The 23,338-nt window shown below is 42.2% G+C and carries 20 protein-coding genes and 1 tRNA gene; 13 read left to right on the top strand and 8 right to left on the bottom strand.

The features are described from left to right. Positions 1-69: 69 nt before the first annotated feature. Together AC59IL_RS16925 and AC59IL_RS16920 are read left to right on the top strand one after the other, a co-directional pair. On the top strand, positions 70-213 hold the full coding sequence (locus AC59IL_RS16925) for a twin-arginine translocation signal domain-containing protein (protein ID WP_496553351.1): 144 nt from the start codon (positions 70-72) through the stop codon (positions 211-213). Continuing rightward, positions 179-826: a DinB family protein gene (locus AC59IL_RS16920; RefSeq protein WP_496553350.1), complete on the top strand. Its 648-nt coding sequence runs from the start codon at positions 179-181 to the stop codon at positions 824-826. Before AC59IL_RS16925 ends, AC59IL_RS16920 begins: the two co-directional genes overlap by 35 nt. Before the next feature lie 15 nt (positions 827-841). Here the strand turns inward: AC59IL_RS16920 and AC59IL_RS16915 are convergent, their stop codons facing one another. Beyond that, entirely contained in the window at positions 842-1,327 is a 486-nt protein-coding gene (locus AC59IL_RS16915) for a DinB family protein (protein ID WP_496553349.1), read from the bottom strand. A gap of 206 nt (positions 1,328-1,533) precedes the next feature. Between AC59IL_RS16915 and AC59IL_RS16910 the strand changes: the two genes are divergently transcribed. From AC59IL_RS16910 to AC59IL_RS16890, 5 genes are all read left to right on the top strand, one after another. Continuing rightward, positions 1,534-1,887: a DHCW motif cupin fold protein gene (locus tag AC59IL_RS16910; protein ID WP_496553348.1), complete on the top strand. Its 354-nt coding sequence runs from the start codon at positions 1,534-1,536 to the stop codon at positions 1,885-1,887. Positions 1,888-2,107: 220 nt separating this feature from the next. Continuing rightward, on the top strand, positions 2,108-4,315 hold the full coding sequence (locus tag AC59IL_RS16905; protein ID WP_496553347.1) for a sensor histidine kinase: 2,208 nt from the start codon (positions 2,108-2,110) through the stop codon (positions 4,313-4,315). Positions 4,316-4,324: 9 nt separating this feature from the next. Then, the gene (locus tag AC59IL_RS16900) at positions 4,325-4,951 is read left to right on the top strand and encodes a response regulator transcription factor (RefSeq protein ID WP_496553346.1); all 627 of its coding nucleotides are present in this window, start codon (positions 4,325-4,327) and stop codon (positions 4,949-4,951) included. A 181-nt stretch (positions 4,952-5,132) separates the two neighbouring features. Beyond that, positions 5,133-5,510, top strand: coding sequence for a response regulator (locus tag AC59IL_RS16895; protein ID WP_496553345.1), 378 nt, complete (start codon positions 5,133-5,135; stop codon positions 5,508-5,510). A gap of 14 nt (positions 5,511-5,524) precedes the next feature. Next, a complete protein-coding gene (locus tag AC59IL_RS16890; protein WP_496553344.1) occupies positions 5,525-6,571 on the top strand; it encodes a sensor histidine kinase in 1,047 nt (348 codons plus the stop codon). Between the two features lie 233 nt (positions 6,572-6,804). Here the strand turns inward: AC59IL_RS16890 and AC59IL_RS16885 are convergent, their stop codons facing one another. Further along, positions 6,805-7,521, bottom strand: coding sequence for an ATP-grasp domain-containing protein (locus AC59IL_RS16885; RefSeq protein ID WP_496553343.1), 717 nt, complete (start codon positions 7,519-7,521; stop codon positions 6,805-6,807). Positions 7,522-8,076: 555 nt separating this feature from the next. Here AC59IL_RS16885 and AC59IL_RS16880 point away from each other — a divergent pair. Continuing rightward, the gene (locus tag AC59IL_RS16880; protein WP_496553342.1) at positions 8,077-9,933 is read left to right on the top strand and encodes an FG-GAP-like repeat-containing protein; all 1,857 of its coding nucleotides are present in this window, start codon (positions 8,077-8,079) and stop codon (positions 9,931-9,933) included. Between the two features lie 75 nt (positions 9,934-10,008). Here the strand turns inward: AC59IL_RS16880 and AC59IL_RS16875 are convergent, their stop codons facing one another. The 5 genes from AC59IL_RS16875 to AC59IL_RS16855 form a co-directional block, all read right to left on the bottom strand. Next, positions 10,009-11,163 carry a glycosyltransferase family 4 protein gene (locus AC59IL_RS16875; protein ID WP_496553341.1) on the bottom strand — a complete coding sequence of 385 codons (1,155 nt, stop codon included), beginning with the start codon at positions 11,161-11,163 and terminating at the stop codon, positions 10,009-10,011. Between the two features lie 162 nt (positions 11,164-11,325). Further along, a complete protein-coding gene (locus AC59IL_RS16870) occupies positions 11,326-12,312 on the bottom strand; it encodes a DUF4249 family protein (RefSeq protein WP_496553340.1) in 987 nt (328 codons plus the stop codon). A 9-nt stretch (positions 12,313-12,321) separates the two neighbouring features. Then, positions 12,322-14,949: a TonB-dependent receptor gene (locus tag AC59IL_RS16865; protein WP_496553339.1), complete on the bottom strand. Its 2,628-nt coding sequence runs from the start codon at positions 14,947-14,949 to the stop codon at positions 12,322-12,324. A gap of 23 nt (positions 14,950-14,972) precedes the next feature. Beyond that, complete coding sequence (locus tag AC59IL_RS16860) at positions 14,973-16,142, bottom strand: FecR family protein (RefSeq protein WP_496553338.1); 1,170 nt, start codon at positions 16,140-16,142, stop codon at positions 14,973-14,975. A 61-nt stretch (positions 16,143-16,203) separates the two neighbouring features. Continuing rightward, positions 16,204-16,854: an RNA polymerase sigma factor gene (locus tag AC59IL_RS16855; RefSeq protein WP_496553337.1), complete on the bottom strand. Its 651-nt coding sequence runs from the start codon at positions 16,852-16,854 to the stop codon at positions 16,204-16,206. A gap of 75 nt (positions 16,855-16,929) precedes the next feature. On the opposite strand from AC59IL_RS16855, the gene AC59IL_RS16850 reads away from it, so the two are divergent. After that, positions 16,930-17,355, top strand: a complete 426-nt coding sequence (locus AC59IL_RS16850; RefSeq protein ID WP_496553336.1) for an SRPBCC family protein — start codon at positions 16,930-16,932, stop codon at positions 17,353-17,355. A 7-nt stretch (positions 17,356-17,362) separates the two neighbouring features. Here the strand turns inward: AC59IL_RS16850 and AC59IL_RS16845 are convergent, their stop codons facing one another. Then, a complete protein-coding gene (locus tag AC59IL_RS16845; protein WP_496553335.1) occupies positions 17,363-18,760 on the bottom strand; it encodes a serine hydrolase domain-containing protein in 1,398 nt (465 codons plus the stop codon). A gap of 148 nt (positions 18,761-18,908) precedes the next feature. Between AC59IL_RS16845 and AC59IL_RS16840 the strand changes: the two genes are divergently transcribed. The 4 genes from AC59IL_RS16840 (at position 18,909) to AC59IL_RS16825 (ending at position 23,261) form a co-directional block, all read left to right on the top strand. After that, positions 18,909-19,808: a hypothetical protein gene (locus AC59IL_RS16840; protein WP_496553334.1), complete on the top strand. Its 900-nt coding sequence runs from the start codon at positions 18,909-18,911 to the stop codon at positions 19,806-19,808. A gap of 131 nt (positions 19,809-19,939) precedes the next feature. Then, positions 19,940-20,016, top strand: a tRNA-Pro gene (locus AC59IL_RS16835). An 80-nt stretch (positions 20,017-20,096) separates the two neighbouring features. Next, positions 20,097-20,453, top strand: a complete 357-nt coding sequence (locus tag AC59IL_RS16830) for a hypothetical protein (protein ID WP_496553333.1) — start codon at positions 20,097-20,099, stop codon at positions 20,451-20,453. A 177-nt stretch (positions 20,454-20,630) separates the two neighbouring features. Then, positions 20,631-23,261, top strand: a complete 2,631-nt coding sequence (locus AC59IL_RS16825; RefSeq protein ID WP_496553332.1) for a sigma-54-dependent Fis family transcriptional regulator — start codon at positions 20,631-20,633, stop codon at positions 23,259-23,261. The last annotated feature ends 77 nt before the right edge of the window (positions 23,262-23,338 follow it).

Below are 23,338 nucleotides of genomic sequence, written 5' to 3'. Positions count from 1 at the left end.
TTATGCAAACGATTGCGTGGGTTATTGCATAAATAGAAGTAACTTCAGTAACTGCAAAATAATACTACCATGAACCCAATTCCATCAAAATTCAGTCGCAGGAATTTTATTAAAACAACTGCTGCTATTACTACAGGTGTATCAGGCCTGGCCGTTTTTCCACATATTGCAAGTGCACATGAAGTATATGGCGATGAAGGTTTNTTTTATTAAAACAACTGCTGCTATTACTACAGGTGTATCAGGCCTGGCCGTTTTTCCACATATTGCAAGTGCACATGAAGTATATGGCGATGAAGGTGTTCATATTATAGGGCCAAGAGAAGGATTTTCACCGCAGATCGGCACCCTGGTGTCGATGATGAACTGGATGCGCGCTACTGTTTTGCGCTCGGTGCAGGGAATGAAACAGGAGGATCTGGATTATTTACACGATCCCAAATCCAATACCATCGGCGCTATGTTGCTGCACCTTGCAGCCACCGAAGTGTTTTATCAGGGCAATACTTTTGAAGGACTTTCTGATTTTAAAGAAAAAGAAAAATGGAATGCAGCAATGACCCTCGGTGATGCCGGAAGAAATAGCATAAAAGGTAATAACCTCGACTACTATCTGAACATTCTTAAAGAAACAAGAGAAAAAACATTGACCGAATTTCGCAAACGCGACGATAAGTGGCTTATGACGGTTGATCCAAAATTCTTCGGCGGACAACCTACCAACAACTATTGCAAATGGTTTCATGTTTGTGAACATGAATCGAATCACAATGGACAAATAAAATGGATAAAAGGCCGCTTACCCGGTGCAAAGGCTGGTGAGTAACAAGTAATAGTGGTATTAAGCTGGTAATACCTGTTTAAATTTTTCGATCTGGCGCCGGTGCCTGAGTATATGCACAATGGCATGTTCCATCATTTGCTCTACATCGTAAATCTGGCCCCAGCCGGCTTTTATTTTTAAAGAGTTGTCTTTTTGTTCCACTTCATCTTCTTTAAAATGGCTGAGCACCATTTCGGTGAAGGTAAAAACGCCGGTGAGGTCCTGCTCATATTCCTTTGCTGTGAAACGCGGTGTTTTTGCCGGTCTTACGGCGTTATGTCCTTTCAGGTTATGAATAGATGTAGCGTAACCATAACCTGCATACACTACGTGCGCTAATATGGTTTGCACCGACCGGCAATCTTCGTCCTGTGTTTGCGCATCTACGATAATTGCGAGTGCCTTGTCGGGTATAGTGGCAATAACCTGTTTCAGATCGTTCAGCGCACGTTCATATTCATCAAGCAAGGCGCCAATGGCGCCTGTTCTGTATGTTTTTGTCATGTATCAAAAGTAAAGTATTGTAATTTTAAATTAATGCTAAACGTAAAACGCTTAACGCTAAACGCAAAATGCTTAATGCTTAACGCTTAATGCTTAACGCTTGACACAAAATGCTTAATGCAAAACGCGTAAAGCCGACCTGGGATTTGCGTTAGGCTTATGGCGCTCTGCGTTCAGCATTATTTTTCCAATCATAAACCATTATCATGAGTAATATACCTTTTCAAACGATTGACTGGACCAATATTCAAAAAACAGAACATATCGGTGAAACCGGCACGGCCTGGCGGCAAACCATTCAGTTCAATGGCCTCAGAATAAGGCTGGTGGAATACTCCAAAGGATATATGGCCGATCACTGGTGCGAAAAAGGACACATTGTGCATTGCCTTGAGGGGGCCTTTGTTAGTGAATTAAAGAACGGCGCTACATTTCATTTAAGTAAAGGCATGACCTATGTTGTTTCAGACGATCTGAGCTCACATCGCTCCCTATCGGAAAGCGGGGTCAAGCTGCTTATTATTGACGGTGATTTTTTAAAATATCAGTCCAACCTGTGATACAGGCACGTCAAATTACTTTATTTTTATATAACTCATTACTGTTATATATTGCATAACAACTCCTTAAAGCCGGCCAAACTGCTTCATTAACAATCCCTGCAACAGGGTATTATTAAAAAATCCTTTAATCTGCAGGAATAATTAAATAGAAAAATCTTACCTTATAAATTCAAACGGGTATTGCTCATTAATCAATTTCCTGAAAATGGAATAAGGTATGAATGATTATGAAAAGCATCCCGGCGATGTCATTTTAGTATCAATTGGTAAGAAATCTGGTTTGATAAATGCCATCTGGCCGGAAGAGTCAAGGCTTCATGGAGTAGCGGGCAAAAAGTGTATAGGTAAAAAAATTACTTCCTTTTTAACGCCTGATTCCAAAAAGACTTTTAAAGCCATTGTTTCGCATAAGCACAAATTCAAAGAAAGAATTTTTCAACTGGAGTTTCTTACCAAAAAAAATCCGGTTGAAACATATTCCTGTTCGCTATGGCTTACCGGGCGCGGGCCGCTTACGCTGGTGATACGTTCGCTGCCGGTAGGCGATAAAATCACCCATGATGAAGAAATAGCGAATAAAGAAAAATACCGTATCATCGAAATATTGCCCATGGCCATCAGTGTAAGCGACCAGCATGGCCATATCTTTTATACCAATCCTGCCTTTACCCGGCTTTTCGGTTTTACAGCTCAGAATATTCCTGGTCTCGATGTATGGTTGCGGGCAGCCGGGGAGCAAACGGATTCGCTTTCTGTAACGGAAATGTTTACAGGCGATGCCAGCGGTATATACAGCATACCGGGTATGGAAGCCGCCAATAAAGAGTTTATGCGACAGGAACGTCAGGTGCCATGCTTAAGCGGTACCATAAAAGAAGTGGAAATTTTCAGCCATTTGTGTAACGGTAGCCTGTACCTGATATTTAACGATCTTACCGGAAGAAAAAAAGCCGAACACCTGAAAGTTGAGGCCGAAGAAAAGTTCAGGCGCATGATTGAAAAAATACCTATGCCCATATCGGCCTATGAAATGAAAAGTCCCAAGCGGTTTCATTTCATCAACCCCAAGTTTACTGAGTGGTTTGGTTATACCATGGAAGATATGCCTGATATCGCTCACTGGCGAAAACTGGCGTTCAGGGATGACGACTATTATAAAGAAAAAGAAAAAGAATGGTATACTGAATTGGAAAAGATAAAGCAAGGGGAGATCAGCGAATCGCGTCCCATTGAATTCAGCATCTATTGTAAAAACGGAAGCGTAAAAGACCTGGAGATATCATTTACAGTAGATGAAAACCTGTTTTACACAACATACAACGATATAACGATCAGGAAGAAGGCCGAAAAAGCGCTGCAGGAAAATGAAAAGAAGTTCAGGAATATATCTGAACAATTACCTATGCCTATTGTGGTATTCGGTGAAGATGGAGAAACCCGGTTCCTGAACCAGGCCTTTACCGATACCTTCGGGTACAGCCGGGAAGATATTCCCACCAGTACTGAATGGATCAAAGTCGCATATCCCGATAAAACAGTGCGCGACCAGGTAAATGTGAAATGGGAGAAAGATTATTTACAAAATGCATTTGGTACTCAAAGCATACGCGTAAGTCAGTATGAGGTAACCTGCAAAAACGGCGAACAGAAAATAGTAGAATTTTATATTTCAATAGGTAACAGGAATATATATGTGGTATTTAATGATATTTCGGGAAAGGTGAAAGCCGAAATGGAGCTGAAACAATCGCACAGGCAATTGCGGGAGCTTAGCTCGCACCTCGAAAATATCAGGGAAGAAGAACGTAAGCATATTTCGCGCGAGATACATGATGAGCTGGGACAGCAACTGACCCTGCTGAAGCTCGACTTGTTGCAGATTGGTAAAAAACTGCATCCCGAAGCACTGGAGCTGATCGACAAAATGAAACAGGCCGATCAGTTGCTGGCCGGTATTATGCGATCGGTACGAAAGATCGCTACACAGCTCAGGCCCAGCATACTCGATAATCTGGGACTGGTAAGCGCCCTTGAATGGCAAAGCCGCGAGTTTGAAAGGAACTTCGGCATCAGGTGCGTATTTGAAAGTTTGCTTACCGACCCGTTGTTTTCAGAAAAACAGTCAAACGCCCTTTTTCGCATATACCAGGAAGCGTTAACAAACATTGCACGCCATTCCGGTGCTACCCGGGTTGATGCGGTATTGTCGGAAGACAATAATAATAATATTATACTCGAAGTACGTGATAACGGAAAAGGGTTTGTACAGAACGAGCTGAGTGGTAAAAAAACATTGGGGCTCGAAGGTATGCACGAACGGGCCCTGATGATCGATGGAGAATTCAATATCAATAGCGTGCCCGGCAAGGGTACCTACATAAATATATCTATACCCATTATAACCGATGTAGAAACAAATAAGTAACTGCCCGTGATGAAATTTTTAATTGCCGATGATCACAGCCTTATCCGGAAAGGCCTCACCACCGTATTGCGTGAGGAATTTCCCGGGGCTGAAGTAGCCGAAGTAACTGATTCATTTGCCCTGATCAATAAAGCCGTTGACCAAAAATGGGACCTGATCATCTCCGACATTTCCATGCCCGGTCGCAGCATTCTCGAAACCCTTCGCCAACTGAAAAAATTATTGCCTGCCACGCCGGTGCTCATACTCAGCGTTCACCCCGAAGACCAGTATGTAGTAAGGGCATTAAAGGCCGGCGCTTCGGGTTACCTGAATAAAGACAGCCATCCTCATGAACTGATAAAGGCTGTAAGACAGTTGCTGCAGGGCAAAAAATACATCAGTGCCGAAGGCGCCGAAAAGCTGGCTGCTTCGTTTGGAGATGATCCTAATAAATTGCCGCACGAAAAATTATCTGAAAGGGAGTTTGATGTGTTAAAGCGACTGGCTTCGGGCAAAACCGTATCGGACATTGCCACTGCGCTTTCGCTCAGTGTTAATACCATCAGCACCTACCGGGCCCGCATACTTGAAAAAATGAATATGCAAAACAATGCCGAACTAACGCTGTATGCTGTAGAAAACAAGCTCATTTAAATAGCAGTTGCCAGTTGCCTGCTTCCGGTTGCCTGTTACTGCTTACTCTTATGTCCACGCCTGCGGTTTTGTAGTACAAACAACTACATGAAGTAACCCGCACCCTTACAATAAAACGACATTCATTCCTATTTACCGGCAATTTTACTCTCCGTTACTTTGCAGTCCAAACACACCATGAATGAACAGACATCTAAGTATCCTGTTAATCGACGACTCGTCGTTATTCATTCATCGTATCAGAAAACTGCTAAATGAGCAATACGACAACCTGTCTATTGCGGTTGCTGGCTGCTTTGAAGAAGGGTTACAGCTTTTCAACAGGAAAACGCCGGACCTGATTTTTCTTGATATAAATCTGCCCGACAGAAGCGGGATCGACCTGCTGGTTTGCTTCAGGAAAATGAACAAGCATGTAAAAATCGTAATGCTTACCAATAACGACCCTAATGAATATTATGAAATATGTATGCGCCTGGGAGCAGATTACTACCTCGATAAATCAACGGGTTACGACATGATCACAGGCATAACAGATGAGGCTGTAAAGGCCTTGTAAAAACCTAAATTGTTATGAACACATGTGAAGAGCGGTCTGCCAACGACCATCATACACAACACGATTCTGTTTATTATGCTGTAATCGACAGGAACGGACGGATACTGTCTATGAACGGAGCCATGAATAAGGAATATGGTTCAGGCCAGGCTAACCGTCAGCTTGAATTTTTTCAATCGCTGCTTGGCGAAAACGACAGACTGTTGTTCTCGACCCTGATCACAAAAGAAGATACCATTCCTTCATCGGTACCGGTTAACTTTTATTCCTATTCGGGTGTTAACCGCGAAGTAGCCATAAAATGGATGGTTTTTAAACTCATAGCGTTTGCCGGAAATAATGTACATTTTTTATGCGCCGGGTATCTTAACCATAACGCTGCCAACACCGAAGATATTACCGGTGCATTACAGCAGGAGCTGGCCGAAAGAGAAGAGCAGGTAGCCTGTAATGAAATGCTGCTGAAAATGTTGGAGAACGAACGATTGATGATAGGGCAGGAGCTGCACGATAACGTAACTCAGTTGCTGTGCACGGCCAAGCTGCACCTCGATGTGCTGGAAGTTTTTAAAGATGATAATGTACAGGCTAAAAAGATAACGGTAGAGCTGATCCTGGAAGCCATTGATGAAATGAAAAAATTATCGCGGGGGCTGATGTTGCAGCGATTAAAAAAAGAAACCTTGCTCGAAAGCATAAAAGCGTTCGTGGATGACCTGCGAACCATTCATAAAATGAACATCATATTTGGTGTTCACCAGTTCAACGAAGAACGGCTTACCGAAAACCAGAAGATTCATATATACAGAATATTGCAGGAACAATTCCGCAATATTACCCAGCACAGCAGGGCGAAAAATGTTGTAATGACGCTCGAAACCGATGAAAAAAATATTGAACTGATTATTGACGACGACGGCATTGGGTTCGACCCGAATGCGCAGGTAAAGGGTGTGGGCCTCCTCAGCATCCGTGAAAGGGTGAAGTTACTCGATGGTCAATGCGACATTGCCACCTCGCCCGGAAAGGGTTGCCGGCTGAATATAATTATTCCTATATAAAACCAGTTATGTTCAAGTGCGTTCATGTGTTGATTTGATTCTCCTATGGAAAACTATCACAGAAGAAGCAAGGATCTGATACCTCAAAAAAGGCTTAGGCACATGCACCTAAAGCCTTTTTTGCTTTTTGTATGTTATCGTGTGCTGTTCGCTCATATAGCCGGTTTGCGAAATCTCGATTTAAAGGTTTTGGTCATATTGTGTTTGGTATTAAAGATTGGTCAGATATGAGGTCAGTTTTGACCTGTAGCAGCGATGATGCAATCAATTACCTTGTCGGCATTGCAGTTGTTCAGCCCTGCACCCCAACATGCATTAAATTCAAGTACAAACCAACCGGAAGATTCGCTATATGCAAGATCAATAACCACTACCCGGGGTAACCGATTTTTATTGTATTGAAGAAAATCGGTTAAAAAATCAATGGCGGCTCGGGTGTCGGCCGAACCTTCGTACAATGCTATATCCTTTATTGTTCCATCGAGAACAAAGCTTCTTGCTTCGGCTGTTATATCGGGAACTATAGTAGAAACCAGTATAGCTTCACTGGCTTCAAGACCTTGTGTTGTATTGTGAAAATCGGGTAGAGTATTGAATATACCTGCCAGAAACATTTTTGGAACAACAGGTTTTATAAAAGCAGACAAATCATTTTCTGTAATATGGGTAATCTGCTTCAGTTGAATATTTCTTTTGGTCCATTCGTTTTCCAATTCGGTGATCAGCGTATCATCGGGAGAAACTAATTGAAGATCGTATATCTGAGCCAGCACCAGGGCAAATGCCTGGCCTCCGTAAATCGCAACAGGCTGATTTGTGAGTTGTTCATCCCTGATCCAATATTTTCCCGGTCTTTTAATATGCCCGCCTTTATTTGCCCATGCGGCTGCAACCTGTTCAAATTCTACATCCTTTTTTTCGGGGATTAATAATATGGGCATATGGTTCATGAGGGAAAAAGATTTGTAAGGTTACAGCGGTTAACAACCAAATATACACAACAAAGGGTATAGGAATAAATCCTGCGCGTTGTTGCAGGGCATTTCATGCTATAAGCCTTCCACATGTTTGCAGGTGTGTTTTGTAAAAGCCCCTGTTTATAAAGTAACCTGCCGCAAAAAACTGCAAACCTGAAAATTCTTCTTTAAAAACCTTAAATAAAATAAAACCGGCAGGAAATTTATATTATAATTATTGCGTCCTCATAATTTATATCATTAACTATTAGTTGCACAATTAATCATGGTTAACTGGTGGTAGGATGTTGTTTTTCCGTATTAAATAATATTTATTTTATTGTTTTTTGTGTGTTTAATTTTATTAAATAGTGTGGTGTTGATACTTTTTAAACCTTAACTTTATTGCCAATTCATTTTAACATATACATGTGAACGTTAGGTATCGATCAAAGAACATATGTTAAAAACCGCCCTCTCTGGTTCATTAGTCTTCCTTTGAACAATTTGGCCCCCTGACCAAAATGGAAATCATTTAAACCAATCAATATGAAAAAAACATCCCTGATGTTTGCCGTTGCTCTATGTTTTGCAGCGTGCAGAAAAGAACAATCGGTTAATTCGTTTCAACCACCCAATGAAAAGACTGCCAACGCATCCATAAGCGCTAATGCAGTGGCCGACCTGAATCCCTTTAAGGTAATGTCGTTTAACATGCGCAACACCGATCCTGATGATCAGTTTACGCAGGATCAACGAAAGACCTATATCTTACAGGTGATCCTCGATAACAACGTTGATATTATAGGCGCACAGGAACTGGCCGATAATACCATGGAAGCCTGGTTCAACACGCAGATGGCCAATGCGGGTTATGGGATATACAAAGGCGGATTTGATTTTTATTCACCCAAAACCATCTGGTTCAAAAATTCAAGATTTTCATTGGTTAAAGGTGGTTCATTCACTATGACAACACCGGATACCCGTAGCGGTAAGTGGGCTGTTTTGCAGGATAAATTAGTTCCTGCCAACAGTTATTTTGTTTGTAACAGCCATTGGAGCACCGTAAGCTCAGCGCAACGAACCATGGATGCCGATACGGTACTCAATGCCATTAAAACAAATAACACACAAAATTTGCCGGTGATCTGTTTCGGCGATTTAAATGCAGAACCCGGTACGCCGGAAATAACTGAATTAAAGGACGCGAGCGGACTTAATATGGTTGATGCGCTTTTCGACAGCCAGGGCGATCCTACCTTTCACCGCTGGGAAGCAACGGGTGTTAAAAAGATCGACTATATATTCAGTACACGGGATCTTGCTTTTACCTATTCCGATGTAATTACCACCAGCTTTACTGTGAACGGACAAACGCTGTGGCCATCTGACCACTTTCCTGTAGTGGCAACCTATGTGCCTTCGATATTCGGCGGTCCGCATGCCGATGTAAACGGCAAAAGCACCAGTACAATTACCAGCTTTTATTTTGCCGATGTAAACGGCGATGGTTTGAAAGATAAAATTTACCAGAACCGCACCTACGACAGTGGCAAACCACAGGTGTTTTTATCAAATGGCGATGGCACTTTTGCTGCAACAGCTGTTGCTCATAGTGCGGGTGCTTCTACTTTGTCTACTACCCGGTATCATTATGCCGATGTGAATGGCGATGGAAAAGATGATGAAATTTTGTGGGACCCTACCACCAATTCAGGACGTACCCGTGTATACCTTGCTACCTCCAATGGTAATTTCAATTCAACTGTGATCGAAAACACCGAAGGCACCAGTGCGGGTACTACCACTGTTTTCAATTTTGCCGATGTGAACGACGATGGCAAAGCCGATAAAATTTACTGGAACGCTACTTTTGATGATGGCCATACAAGGGTGTACCTCGCAACTTCCGGTGGCAGCTTCAGCGGATCTGTAGTGTCGGGTGCCGAAGGGGCCAGCACAACAGGCGGCACCATATTTTATTATGCCGATGTAAATGGCGATGGTAAATCAGATAAAATAGTATGGCATCCAACACTGAATTCAGGAAGGCCATCGGTTTTTTTGAGTGATGGTGATGGCACCTTTACCGCTTCTTCAACATTTACCAATACAGGGGCCAGCAGCGCATCTGCCGCCACACAATTCAGTTTTGCCGATGTGAATGGCGATGGACGTGCCGATAAAATATACTGGAACCCGGGCAATTACCTGGGCGAACCTAAAGTTTATTTTTCCGAAACAAGTGGCTATAACGGTCCTGTGTATTCACTCAGAGGCTCTTCGCAAAGTGAAAACACCAGTTTTTATTATTACGATATCAATGGCGATGGTAAAGCCGATCAAAACAGGTGGAACTATGCAGAGAACAATGGTGAACTAAGAAATTATTTCGCCAGATAAGTTAAGAAAACTTCCACGCAAAGCCGTGCCACGATTCAAAACCGTGACACGGCTTTGAGCCGTGGCATGGCTCCTTTACAAAATTTTTTGATAAACCTTCATTACACTTTCAGCGCATTTTTGCCGTGTGAAATTCAATACATGCCGGGCGGCGTTTTGAATACACTGCTGCCGCGTTTCATCATCATATACAATTCTCAGCATACAATCGCATAAGCCCGCCAGATCATTGGATTCAAAATACAATGTCGCATCGCCGCCAACTTCGGGCAGGCTCGATGAATTAGCTGCTATTACCGGTATGCCACTGGTTAACGCTTCAAGCACCGGAATACCAAATCCTTCATAGATGCTGGGATAAATAAGCGCGCGGGCGTTTTGGTAAATGGCAGCAAAATGAGCGCCGTTCTGGTATTCAGGTGTCTGTTTTGCAGCGACCGTATCTGATAAAAAAATGACCTCGTTTAACAGATCATGCTGCGCCAGCCACTGCTTAACTTTTTCTTTATACGCTTTTCCTTCACCAACTACCACCAGTGGTATGGGTAATTTGTCTTTCAGGAGTTTCAGCGCCCTGCATATCAGCAACAGGTTTTTTCGTTCAATAACAGAACCTACATACAGGAAATAGGTTTCGGGAAGATTGTATTGTTTTTGTATCTGTGATAATTGGGCAGATGATAGTTTTTGTGTGTATGCCTGGTTGCAGCTCTGATAACAAACATGAATTTTATCGGGCGATATGTTGTATATATCGACGATGTCTTTTTTTGTATGCAGGCTGGTGGCAATAATGGCATCTGCCTGTTTACAGGCGTACCTGAATTTTTTGCGGTATACCAGCACTTCGCCTTTATCGTATTGCTGCGGATAATGCTCAAATATAAGATCATGAATGGTAACCACCGACGGGATACCGGTTTTTTGAATGCCGGCAGGTATTTCGTTGCTTAACCCGTGGTATACATGAAGACCTGCTTTTTTTAGGTCATGTGTTATCCATTTACTTCTCCATACCGACGATAATAATTTAGCGGGTTGCCATGCCGGCGTTATCACTTTGGCCGAAGGCATTTCATTGGTATTGAATAGCGGGGTTTGCCTGGGTGTAAATAAAACGTACTGATGTTGTTCAAAATATTCATTCAGCGATGTAAGCAGGGTGCGGCTATAATTGCCCAACCCTGTTTTGTTTTGAAACACTCTTTTGGCATCGAATCCTATAATCATAGCTATTGTTTTTTATATCGGCGAACAGGTTTTGGTCATGTATGGGCACACGATGGCCACGACGCTGCCAAAGCTGTTTCTTGCTTTGTAGCATCAAAACCTGTAATGCTTTAGTATTTACTGTAAGGGATAGCCGGTGATCCTGTTTATGGCATCACCGCATCAGGGTAATATCAGTTTGTATGAAACCTCGGTGGCATAAAATAATCCCAAAGCGCCATTGCTGATATTGCCGGCGGCGCTGGCAGGTACGGGCTTGTATATGCTGCCGTCGTCTTCGAGCTGCTTTCGCAACACATCGAAATAATTGTAGGTTTCTTTGGTTAATGACGACAGCCGAACCTGCAGCGGCTGTTGATCATAAATGGAAGGGTAGGAGCCTCCATACAGATAATGCGCTGAAATGTATACCCGAACGGCCAGTCCGTTTACATAAGGCGGCAGTATTTTATCGTCTGTTACATAAAACGGATAGACGTTGGATGAACCGTATGGTGCATATATATTATCGTAAGGATAGTCTGACAGATCGTTGAACTGCAACAGGTAATAATTTTTTTCATTTTGCGGTTCTGCAAAATAAGCGAACGGCAAAAGTCCTTTACTGCCGTCGGCATTAACAACGGTTTCCTGTATACGGGCCGAATCGAGTGCTGGTACATAAGGCATGTACGCAGAGGATTTAAAGACCGAGTCGCCGATCGTAACGCGCAGGTGATAAGTATGTCCGGGCTGACCGGTAATTTTTGTTGTTTGATAAAATCCCTGTTCAGCTGAGAAGAAATTACCGTAGGGTTGCCCTGGTACCGAATCTATCGCTCCGTTTTTATAATAGTAAGTAAACCGGGGAGCTGCAGTTGGGTTAGCTGGTATAAGAGTATCTGAAATGCCTGTATCGTCAGAAATAATAACCTGTGCGCCTGTTACCACTTCTGCAGAGCCGGTATGATCAGGATCATACCGCTTACCCATGCCTAACAGGTTTGTGCTTTTGGTTATTCTAATATAATAGGGGCCCTGCAAATTGCTGATCCTTCCCTGTATCACAAACAAGGGTTCGGTTTTATTAAGGTTGAGATCAAAATCTTTTGTACATCCCGATGTTATGATCACAATTATAAAAGCTGTAAATAAGAGTTTGCTATACATAGGAAAGTGTTAAAAGGTAAAATTGTAGGTGGCGGTTGGCAAAAAACCAACCAGGTAAACCTGCGATGCTTTTGCAAAAGAAAAATCGTATGGGTCCTGGCTTACATAAATGGCAAATACATTTTTGCGGCTGTACACGTTGTATATGCTGAAATTCCATTCGCCCTGCCATTTTCTTTTCTTTTTAAATTTTTCTTTCCATACAACGCTCATGTCGAGCCGGTGGCTGGCAGGTAATGTATATCCGTTTCTTTTGCCATAGTACAAAAAACGGGCGCCATTGAACATATAAGTGCCTTCGGGCAGGGTAGTGTGCCCGCCGCTGCGGAATGTCCAGTTAGCCTCAACATGTAACCGTGGGCTTATGGTGAGGTTATAAACGAGCGACAGGTTGTGCCGGTGATCGTAAGCAGGCAGGTACCACTCGTTATTGTTAACACCATTGACCTGCTTTAGTGATTTTGAATACGTATAGCTTATCCATCCGTTCGAGGCGCCTTTGTTTTTTTTCAGCAACAGTTCAAGTCCGTATCCTTTTGCGCGGCCCGTTAATATCTGTGTTTCGATTTTATCGTTCAGAAATACTTCTGCATTGTCTTTGAAGTCGACAATATTGTACGATTTTCTGTAATAGCCTTCCATGCTGCATTCGTATACATCGTTGCCGAATGTTTTGTACAGGCCGGCTGAAAACTGATCGGCATATTGCGGTTGAAACCAGGTATCGGAGGGCATCCAGATATCTGTTGGTAATCCTACTGCCGAATTGGCCAGCAGGTGTTGAAACTGGTAATTTCTTCCGTATGAAAGTTTGAAAGAAGCATCAGAAGATAATAACATTCTTACAGTAATGCGAGGCTCTGCCCCAAAATACGATTTAACAATTTTTCCTTTTGCATACCAGGTGCTGTCGATCACTTCTGTTTTATCGTCATTATACCGGTACACCATGGCATCGCCGAGGGCGGCAAAGGCGGTTGCCCGAAGTCCGTAAGAGATGCTTAGGCGGTTGCTTATTTTTTGTTCATTCGATGCATAGGCAAACAACTGGGCCGAACTGCGGTTGTTTAACGAAACTGTTTGTGCGGTTGAATTTGCTCCATCGGGTGTAACCTTGCCCGGCAATACATTTTGCCAGGTGATGCCTGTGCCAAACTTTACCTGGTTGTTCGCATTCAACATCCAGTCAAAATCTGTTTTGCACGTAATTTCCTGCAAATTGGCGTGCCAGGTAAAATTGCGACTTTCGGCTAATGGCGTATAATTATAATCGTAATAACTATACAACAATGAGGTGTTGGCAAATAAATCAGCATGAAAAATATGGTTCCATCGGGTAGTGATGGTGCTGTTGCCCCATTTCATCAGCGATGAATTGTCTAATATATTCAGAAAGAACTTGTCGTGCCCGGTATAAGCCGATACATACAAGCGATCTTTATTTCCTAAGATGGTATTGAATTTGGCATTGAGGTCGTAAAATGAAACATGGCTTTTGGTAACGCGAAACTTAATGATATTCGATATGTGATATAAATTCAGCAGGTTGCCGATATTGCTGTACCTGCCCGAAACCATAAAAGAAGATTTTTCTTTTTTTACCGGTCCTTCCCAGGTTAAGCGGCTTGCCAGCAAACCGATGCCACCGGTTACAGTTTGCTGCTTTTTATTGCCTTCTTTCATTCTTATATCAACTACCGAAGATAACCGGCTGCCATATTGAGCAGGAAATACGCCTTTGTAAATAGACACATCTTTTAATGCATCGGTATTGAATGCCGAAAAGAATCCCAGTGTGTGTGTGGGGTTATATACAGGGGCTTCATCGAGCAGCATAAGGTTTTGATCGTACGATCCGCCGCGTACCGAAAGGTTGGTAGTGCCTTCGGCCGAGGACTGAATACCCGGAAACAGCTGCAGGCTTTTTAATACATCGGGCTCGCCGCCGGCCATCGCTATTTTTTTTATAGCGCCGGCTGTTAACCGGTGATTGCCTGTTGTAACCTTATTTATTATATTTTTTTTACTGTTTGATGTTACGGTAACAGCCTGCATGAAAAAGCTGTCTTTAGGGGCCAGCTGAATATTATTTTGGTGCGTTTGCTCTAAGATTGTTGTTGTATCAAAATCTTCAAAACCAATGTAGGAGCAGTTGATGGCATATTCGTCTGCCGGAACTGTTATCGAATAAAACCCATATGAATTGGTTACTGAAAAATAATTATGATTACCCGAAATATAAACAGTAGCACCGGCGAGGGATTCGCCCGAATTAACCGTTGTAACAAAGCCGTATAAGGTAACCTTTGGGGCAGCAGGTGTTTTACTCTTTTTTATCAGAATATAATTTTGAACCTGTTCAAACTGCAATGATGTATTGGATAGAATATCAGTCAGCACTTTTTTTACAGATACATTTTGTTGTTTAAAGTATATGCCTTTTATGCCTGCTATATCATTGGTTTTATAATTGAATTTGAAGGGTGTACGGCTTTCGATCCTTGAAAATGCTTCTTCGAGCGAAGCATTTTTCAGTTCAATGCTAATGATCACCTTGCTTATATCCTGCGCCTGAACAGCACCGGTTACAAATAGCATACAGCCTATGAATACCATAACCGGTATCATTTTTTTCATACGATGTGATTATTGTAGGTTGCTTATTCTATTATATATATACCGTTCTTTTTCGATAGGTTAGCATCCGTTATACGGCAAAGTATTTCAAGGGCTTTTTGAATGCCAATATCTTTTTTGAAAGAAGCCGTAGTGCTTACCTCTTTCAATGAAGCGCGTTGAATTTGTATAGGGCTGTTGAACACTCTTTGCAAATCGGCAATAATGTCGGCGAGTATTTCATCTTTATAATACAGGTTGCCCTGCTTCCAGGCTGCTACTGCCGCCGTATCGATATTTCTTTGTGTGATGGAAGCGTCACTGTTTATTCTTACCTGACGTCCTTTCTGCAACATGGCCAAAATTTTATTGCCTGTTTGCACCTTCACTTTACCCCGTTGTACCGATACCATCATGCTTTTTTGCGCGGGATATGCCCTGATGTCAAATGCAGTGCCCATAACTGAAGTGGTTACGGCGCCTGATTGAATAGTAAAAGGAATTTTATCGGCATGTTGTACATCAAACCAGGCTTCGCCACTCAGTTCAACCGCCCGTTCGTTGCCTGTAAAAGCAGCGGGGAAGCGAACCGACGAGGCTGCATTTAACCAAACATGACTGCCATCTTGCAATAACAGTTCATAGTTGCTGCCGGGTGCGGTTGATAGTATGTTGTATGCGATGGTGGCATTTGACTCGCCTGCATTGTAAATAATCTGTTTATCGTGTTTGGTGATGATCGTTTTTCCCTGCACGGCAATTTGGCCATTTGGCGCTTCATCAAGTAATACCTGTGATCCATCGGCCAGTATCAGCACATTTTTGGTGACAGGTATAACGGAAATATGTGGACCGTTTTTTTCATTAGCCGTCAGTGAATCTTTTGTTGTATGGTTGTTTAAAAAATACAATGCCGTGCCAACCAGCAAAAGCACTACGGCTGCAGCGGCCCACCGGTATAATCTGATTATTCTGGTTGTTGATTTAACCGGCTTTTTATCGATCTGAATAATCTGTTGCAACATTTTTTGCCAGGGCTCCGCATTAGCAGGTTGTAAAGGCGTTTCATGCTGCATCAGTTCGGCCAGCACTTCGGTAAACAATGGCGTGTTAGCATTGGCAGTTACAAAAGCAGCCAGCTCCTGTTGTTCGGCTGTTGTAGCTGTACCGGCCAGGTGCCCTTGTAATAAATATGTTAATCGGTGTTTGTTCATTTGGATTCTATAATAAGAAGCATGAGCGCACGGTTAGGACTATCGGCACTAAAAATATTTTTTATTTTTTCAACCAGTGAAACGTAAGTATGAAAAAAATAATGCCGTATTTGCCGAGGTATTCGCGTATGAATTTTAAGGAAGTAACAAGGGCATTTTTTACAGTATGAGGCGATAAGCCCAATTCCCCTGCAATTTCAGGAATGCTTTTTCCCTCATTGCGGCTCATCTGATATATTTTCTTTCTTTGTGCCGGCAATTTGCTCACTGCTTCACCGATAAGCCGGTTTATTTCTTTCCAGTCGAGCGTTTCGCTGGTGGTGTTCACCGGATCAGGTTCTACAGCGATAGGATTGAAAAAATTCTTATTCAACACCATTTTACGCATATAGGTATGGCATTCGTTGGATGCCACTTTGTACAGCCAGCCGCCGGGATTTTCGATATCGGCCAGCTTATCGCGGTTTAACCACACCCTGATAAATGTTTCCTGGATAATTTCCTGCGTGGCCGGTTCCGACTTTGTAAATTTTATTATAAATGGATATAATTTTGGCAGGAAACGGTTGAACAATGATTCAAAAGCTTTTTCATCACCTTCTGCAATAAGGTTGAAAAGCAATTTGTCGGTATCAGGTAAGATGTCGTTTCTGTGGGTCAATACAGGTTGTTTAAACAGCGTACGATAAGGAATAAACGATTTTAACGACAAATTAAAATCATTTGTTATTTTAAATCAAACCGTTTATCCTCTTTTTAACAATAAGACAATTAAAAAGATATTAATATGACGGATATTGAAAAAACAGTACACATTAATGCGCCCGCTTCAAAAGTATGGAATACTTTGACTGATCCTGCATTAATGAAGTTATGGATATCTGATTCGGAAATAAACATCACATCAACCTGGGAGCCCGGCAGCCCGGTAGTTTTTTGCGGGAATTTGCATGGTATTATTTACGAAAGCAAAGGAACTGTTTTACAATGCGAGCGGGAAAAGATCCTTCAGTACAATTTCTGGACTTCTTTATCGCAACATGCTGATGTGCCTGAAAATTATTCTGTAATTACCTACCGGCTAACAGCAACCAACGGCCAAACCAAACTCGTGTTTACACAAACTAATATTGTAACGGAAGTATCGTATAGGCATTTTTATTTTTACTGGAATGTTGCGCTTGAATTAATGAAAAAACAGAGCGAGCAATAGCTCCCGATTATTTTTTATTGAAAGCCGGTAAAATGTATTTTTTGATCAGTTCGTCTGAAGGCGATTGCGTGTTGTAGTTGCCGCCTGTTATAACCGTAATGAGGTTCTGCTGTTCAAAGATGTAAATTTTTTGACCACCGTTACCCTGTGCCGCCCTGCTATAATATCTTACGCCATCGGCATCGAGGTATTTGATCCACCACAGATATCCGTAATCAACGTTTTGCACAACGGAATGTTTCATGAACGATTGCTGCACCCAATCGGCCGAAACGATTTGTTTCCCGTTCCATTTACCTTTGTTATGAAACAGCAAAGCAAATTTGGCCATATCTCTCGGGCGCAGGTAAAGCTGGCAAAAAGTTTCGGCACTGGAAGGGTCGGGTTTAAAATTCCATTTAAAATATTTTATACCTAAGGGAACAAACAGATTATTATTGGCAAATTCAGGCAAAGGCTGCCTGGTTGCTTTTTCAATAATGCGACCGGCTACAATAACGTTGCCCGAGCAATACATGCCTTTGCCACCCGGCGTGTCGATTACCGGAAGGTCTAATGTAAATTTTACCCAGTCATCTGCATTACCCATTTGCGTTTCATTACCAGCCGATTTATCGTTTGCGATATCGCAATCGAGCCCACTTTGATTGGTAAGCAGGTTTTTAAGAGTGATGCGTTTTTTGGAATCAGAGCTATTGGTGAAATTGTATTCGGGAAAATAAGATAGCACCGAAGCATTTATGTCTTTGATAAAGCCCTTGTCAACAGCAATGCCTGTGAGCGCCGATACAAAACTTTTGGTAGCAGAACGAAGTTCGTGCAGGCTATCGCGATTGTACTCATAAAAATATTCTTCAAAAACCAGTTTACCATCCTTGATAATTAAAACACTGTGTACACGAGGGTAGGTGCCATCGACAATTTTGCGCATCATTTCAGCCAACAGGGCCGGGTCGAGTCCCGATTTAATAATGCTACCGGTGGGTAAACCATCTTTCAGGTCTTTCGGTTGATGGTACTGATAAGTAAAACGCTTTTCAGCAGTTAATCTCGCATACCACATCGATCGCGGAAAGGTAACCTTTTTGCTTAATAAGCGAAACGTGTCTTTATTGTATGTATAGCCGGCAATTGCATTGGTTTTATTTCTGATGAACAGCACCTTTTCTTTCGACATATTTGCAAACAGGTCTTTATCGAGCGCTGCAAGTTTATACCTGCTTTCATTGAGAATTGCATACAGGCAGGTGTCGGCCGGTGAGGCAGCTATTTTAAGTGTGCTGTGGTTGGTGTATTCATACAAGCCTTCATATTCTTTTAATTGGTTATAAGTTGCCTTGTAGGGCTGTTGCGCAAAGCAGCAGTGAGTGGTGCATAACAACATGGTAAACAGTTGTTGCCTCATGAGGTACTATTTTAAGGTGTTTGAAGGCTGAAATGAGCACGAATCCCATCTAATTTAAGATTATTCCGTTGAAGCAGGATACAGGTAAAAGGGATGCAATGGTTTTGTATTATTGTAACCTGTTGACCATAACCTTACAACAATATTTATGCTAAAATGTAAACTTTACCTCGTAGTTCTGTTAATTGTTTTGAGTGAAGCCATGCAGGCGCAACAAAAAACGGCGTACAGCATTCCTTTTCTGCTGACGGAGTACAACAATATTTCGGTACAGGCTATTTTGAATAAAAAAGATACGGTACAGTTGATGTTTCATACAGCCGCCAATTCAGTTACATTAACCGAAGAGGCCATCAAAAAACTGAAAAGTATGTCCTTTGATGGAACCGACACGGTGAAAAGCTGGGGCGGGAACGCTTCGCGATTTAGTAAAAGCAACACCCTGCAAATAGGCGCATTGACCTTCGATAGCCTTTCAATATGGGAAAATATAAATTCAGGACATCATACCGATGGCAAATTCGGACCTGATCTTTTTGCAGGCAAAGTGATAGAAATAAATTTTAATGAAAAAATGATCAGGTTGTATGCAGATCTTCCGCGAAAAAGTAAAAAATATCAAAAGCTCAAACTGGCGTTTGAAAATGATAACATGTTCCTTGAGGCAACCTGTGAAACGGGAAAAGGTTCTTACAACAACAGATTCTTAATTCATTCAGGTTACGCAGGCGCCGTTTTATTTGATGATCGGTTTGTAAGCGACAACAAACTGGCCGAACAATTAACAGTGGTAGCCGAAAAGCAATTAAAGGATTCCTATGGCCACGTTTTAAAAACCAAAAAGGCCATTTTGCAGTCATTTATCATTGGCAACCAGAAATTATTAAATGTACCTGCCGGTTTTTTTGAAGGCGCCATCGGGCGGCAAAAGATGAGCATTTTGGGCGGAGATGTTTTAAAGCGGTTCAATATTATTATCGACGCGCAAAGGCAATATATTTATCTGAAGACGAATAAGCTGAAAAGCGTGGGTTATTCGAATGTGTAGGGGGGCGGAAAAAAAATCAGGTTATATTTTTCAGAAAACCAGTTTTTTAGGATACATTTGCACCCCCAAATGGATATTGAGGGTGTGCGGAGTTCCGCGATAAGCGGGTAAAGTACATCTTACTCCATGTTCGGGTGGTGGCGCAGCCCGGTAGCGCACTTGTATGGGGTGCAAGGGGTCGCTGGTTCGAATCCAGTCCACCCGACCAAGAAAAAAGCGGTTTCCTAAGAGGCCGCTTTTTTTATTGTATTTGCTGCAAATTTGAAGTTTTTTCTATAAATTATTTGTATGACAGAAGAACAACACGTTTTTAAAAAGATCGAACTGGTGGGTGACCGGGTGTTACGTTTAGCGGCTGTAGAACTTTGTAATGAAATTATAGAGAACAGATACAAGGCTGCTGAAATTATCGATTACCTGGGCAGTAATAAAGTGTTTGGGCTTATAGCCAGAATGAAGAACATGGAACCGCATAAGGACGATCCCGAAACTAAAGGGAAGTCGAGATTTTTGGCAAATGCCTATCAGCATTCAATAGGTAAACTTTATTATGAGGATAAAGTGAAAGCATTAACAACTGCTAAAGAAGACCTGGCGCATTTTTATGAAAACCAGGAAATGTATTTTGTAAAAAGGCAGGAGTGAGCATCCTTCTTCAGCAAAAACAAATATTAATCCTGAGTTTCCAACAACTCATCCATAAACAGGTTTGAACTGCCTTAAGTAAACGCAATTATATGTAATCCTACAGGTTAGGCCTGTGACCCCGGAGATTTTATCCGATATTTCAGCCGCCTTACTAATTTTACATAAATTGCTTTTATGAAAAAGGCAAAAAATCCGGAATCTGATTTGCCTGTTCCTTCCAAAGTTGCTCTTGAACAGGAACGAAGGATCTTATTAGACCTTAGCAATGATATCACTAAAGTTCGTGACAAAAACGATCTGATCGTTCTTTTTTCAAAGCGAATAAAAAGTCTTTTCTATTTTACGCATACGATCGTTACCCTGATCGATGCCAACGACGAAACTTATACTCCCTTTCTGCTGGATCATGAATCGTCGCCCATCAGGTCGCATGCCAGCTATCAGGAATTGACAATATCTCATTTTTCCCTGAACGAACCGTTCATTCAGGCGGTATTGCAGGCCGATGGCCCCATATCTTTTATGCTGGAGCACATCATGAACCAGCCGCAAAGCCCTTCCTTTCTGCGGGTAAATTATGAAGGAGGCGTAAAAGAAATTTTAATGACCAAATTGATGAAGGAAGGAAAGCCAATGGGTTTTATTCATATTTATACCGATAAACCCGTTGGTTTCAGTAATGAGTTCAGGAATGTTGTTAAAGGGATTGCGCCTCTGTTGTCGGGCGCCGTATCGAATATTATCAAAAATGAAGAGCTGCTGAACAAGGAAAAGGAAAAATCATTTCTGCTTGATTTTAGCAGCGACATCGCATCTGTAAGAACGAAAGAAGAACTTGCCCGTGCCGTTCGCACGGCAATACGCAGGTTAAATCAGAAGAGTGGCTATGTTATTCGCAGGATCAATGAAGACAATACGACGATGAGCCCCTATGTTTATGATCTCGGTATAAAGCAACACGATCAAAATATAGTGAGTGCGCTGGAGAAAGCCAGGTATCCTATCAACGACGGAATTCAGAACCGTGTACTGGACAGTTCCATCCCCTTATTGTTTAATGTAGAACGGGAAATACAACGCGGCATAACCACTCCCTATTTACTGAATTGGAAAGCAATGGGATTCAAAAACTTTGTAGGTATCCGGTTGCGTAACGGGGAAACGAATCATGGCGTTTTGTTTCTGGAAATTGAAAATATCAATGTGCCGTTGTTGCAGGGTATTTGTGCGCAAATATCTATTGCCCTGGCCAATATTATGGCCAATGAGCATATCAGCAAAAAACAGGAGGAGCAAGCATTTCTTCTCGGGTTCAGCAATGATATTACACAGGCAAGAACGAAGCTTGACCTGCAGACCGCTATTTTCAGGGTGCTGGATAAAACGTTGTATACAAAGCTCGCCATGCTCCGGGTGATCGATGAGGATGGCTTTCACATGACTCCGTATATGTATGACCGCACGTTGTTTGAAAATGCAAAAGTGGATTTTGATAAAATGGCCGCCAACCGCATTACCATCGAAGAAACATATACCGCGCAGGTGCTGGCCAGTGAGGAAGGATTGGTGTTTAATGTGGAAGAAGAGCTAAAGAGTGGGAACGCATATGCACGGCTGTGGAAAACAACCGGGTTAAAAAATATGTACGGCCTGCCCCTTCGGGCTGGCAACAAAGACATCGGTACAATCTGGCTGCTTGCCAATCGCCTGAGCCCGTTAATACTGAAAGGTATCTGCGCACAGATATCTATTGCCATCGCCAATATACTGGCCAATGAAAAATTACTGGCCTATAAAAAACAACTGGAGGTGGAAAATGATTATCTGAAAGAACAGATCAAAACGATTTATAATTTTTCAGAAATTATCGGCAACGGAGACCCTATGCAAAGGGTATATCACCTGATGTCACTGGTAGCTGATTCCAATACAACCGTGCTTATATTGGGTGAAACCGGAACGGGCAAGGAACTTATCGCCAGGGCTGTTCATAATGCATCGCCGCGTAAGGATAAACTAATGGTAAAAGTTAACTGCGCTGCCCTGCCGGCGAACCTGATCGAAAGTGAATTGTTTGGTCATGAACGGGGTGCGTTTACAGGTGCTATCGACAGGCGCTTAGGAAAGTTTGAGCTGGCCAATCATAGTACGCTGTTTCTTGATGAAATCGGAGAGTTGCCGCTTGAAGCACAGTCAAAATTATTACGGGTGATCCAGGAGCGTGAACTGGAACGGCTGGGCGGTAAACAAACGATAAAGGTCGATGTGCGGTTAATTGCAGCGACCAACCGGAATTTGGAAGAAGAAGTAAAAGCAGGCCGCTTTCGTGCAGACCTGTACTACCGCCTGAATGTATTTCCTATAAATTTACCTCCACTACGTGAACGGCCTGAAGATATTGAAGCGCTTATTCATTTTTTCGTGGAGAAGTACAGTAAAAATACCGGCCGCAGGATAAAGAAGATCGCTCCCAAAGTGTTTCAGCAATTGCGCAGTTATGTTTGGCCGGGCAATGTGCGTGAACTGGAGCATCTGATTGAAAGAAGTGTACTGTTAACTACTGATGGCGTGCTGAATGATGTATACATTCCCCGGGAAGCTGGTATTGAAAAACAGGAACACGTGTATTCTTTAAACCGGTCGCTCGAAGAAGTTGAACGTAGTTATATTATTGATGTTTTGAAACGATGTGCCGGTAAAATTTCCGGTACCGGAAGCGCTGCTGAAATTCTTAATATCCCCGGTAATACTTTGCATTCCAAAATGAAAAAATTAGGCATCACCAAGGCCGACTACTTTAGTTGAATATAACCGTCTCTCTCAAATTAGTCATCTTATATGGTGAAACTTTTCGTGCTTTCACTATATACAGTGAAAAATAA

It is taken from the genome of Niastella sp. sgz303648, from assembly GCF_059587045.1.
The sequence above is the reverse complement of the archived record's forward strand: the minus strand, read 5'-3'. Positions and strand labels throughout refer to the sequence as shown.

What these genes read in the sequence shown, in the direction of transcription:
- AC59IL_RS16915 (WP_496553349.1), bottom strand. Translation starts at nt 1,327, where the DNA reads ATGACAAAAACATACAGAACAGGCGCCATTGGCGCCTTGCTTGATGAA.
- AC59IL_RS16910 (WP_496553348.1), top strand. Translation starts at nt 1,534, where the DNA reads ATGAGTAATATACCTTTTCAAACGATTGACTGGACCAATATTCAAAAA.
- AC59IL_RS16905 (WP_496553347.1), top strand. Translation starts at nt 2,108, where the DNA reads ATGAATGATTATGAAAAGCATCCCGGCGATGTCATTTTAGTATCAATT.
- AC59IL_RS16900 (WP_496553346.1), top strand. Translation starts at nt 4,325, where the DNA reads ATGAAATTTTTAATTGCCGATGATCACAGCCTTATCCGGAAAGGCCTC.
- AC59IL_RS16895 (WP_496553345.1), top strand. Translation starts at nt 5,133, where the DNA reads ATGAACAGACATCTAAGTATCCTGTTAATCGACGACTCGTCGTTATTC.
- AC59IL_RS16890 (WP_496553344.1), top strand. Translation starts at nt 5,525, where the DNA reads ATGAACACATGTGAAGAGCGGTCTGCCAACGACCATCATACACAACAC.
- AC59IL_RS16885 (WP_496553343.1), bottom strand. Translation starts at nt 7,521, where the DNA reads ATGAACCATATGCCCATATTATTAATCCCCGAAAAAAAGGATGTAGAA.
- AC59IL_RS16880 (WP_496553342.1), top strand. Translation starts at nt 8,077, where the DNA reads ATGAAAAAAACATCCCTGATGTTTGCCGTTGCTCTATGTTTTGCAGCG.
- AC59IL_RS16875 (WP_496553341.1), bottom strand. Translation starts at nt 11,163, where the DNA reads ATGATTATAGGATTCGATGCCAAAAGAGTGTTTCAAAACAAAACAGGG.
- AC59IL_RS16870 (WP_496553340.1), bottom strand. Translation starts at nt 12,312, where the DNA reads ATGTATAGCAAACTCTTATTTACAGCTTTTATAATTGTGATCATAACA.
- AC59IL_RS16865 (WP_496553339.1), bottom strand. Translation starts at nt 14,949, where the DNA reads ATGAAAAAAATGATACCGGTTATGGTATTCATAGGCTGTATGCTATTT.
- AC59IL_RS16860 (WP_496553338.1), bottom strand. Translation starts at nt 16,142, where the DNA reads ATGAACAAACACCGATTAACATATTTATTACAAGGGCACCTGGCCGGT.
- AC59IL_RS16850 (WP_496553336.1), top strand. Translation starts at nt 16,930, where the DNA reads ATGACGGATATTGAAAAAACAGTACACATTAATGCGCCCGCTTCAAAA.
- AC59IL_RS16845 (WP_496553335.1), bottom strand. Translation starts at nt 18,760, where the DNA reads ATGAGGCAACAACTGTTTACCATGTTGTTATGCACCACTCACTGCTGC.
- AC59IL_RS16840 (WP_496553334.1), top strand. Translation starts at nt 18,909, where the DNA reads ATGCTAAAATGTAAACTTTACCTCGTAGTTCTGTTAATTGTTTTGAGT.
- AC59IL_RS16830 (WP_496553333.1), top strand. Translation starts at nt 20,097, where the DNA reads ATGACAGAAGAACAACACGTTTTTAAAAAGATCGAACTGGTGGGTGAC.
- AC59IL_RS16825 (WP_496553332.1), top strand. Translation starts at nt 20,631, where the DNA reads ATGAAAAAGGCAAAAAATCCGGAATCTGATTTGCCTGTTCCTTCCAAA.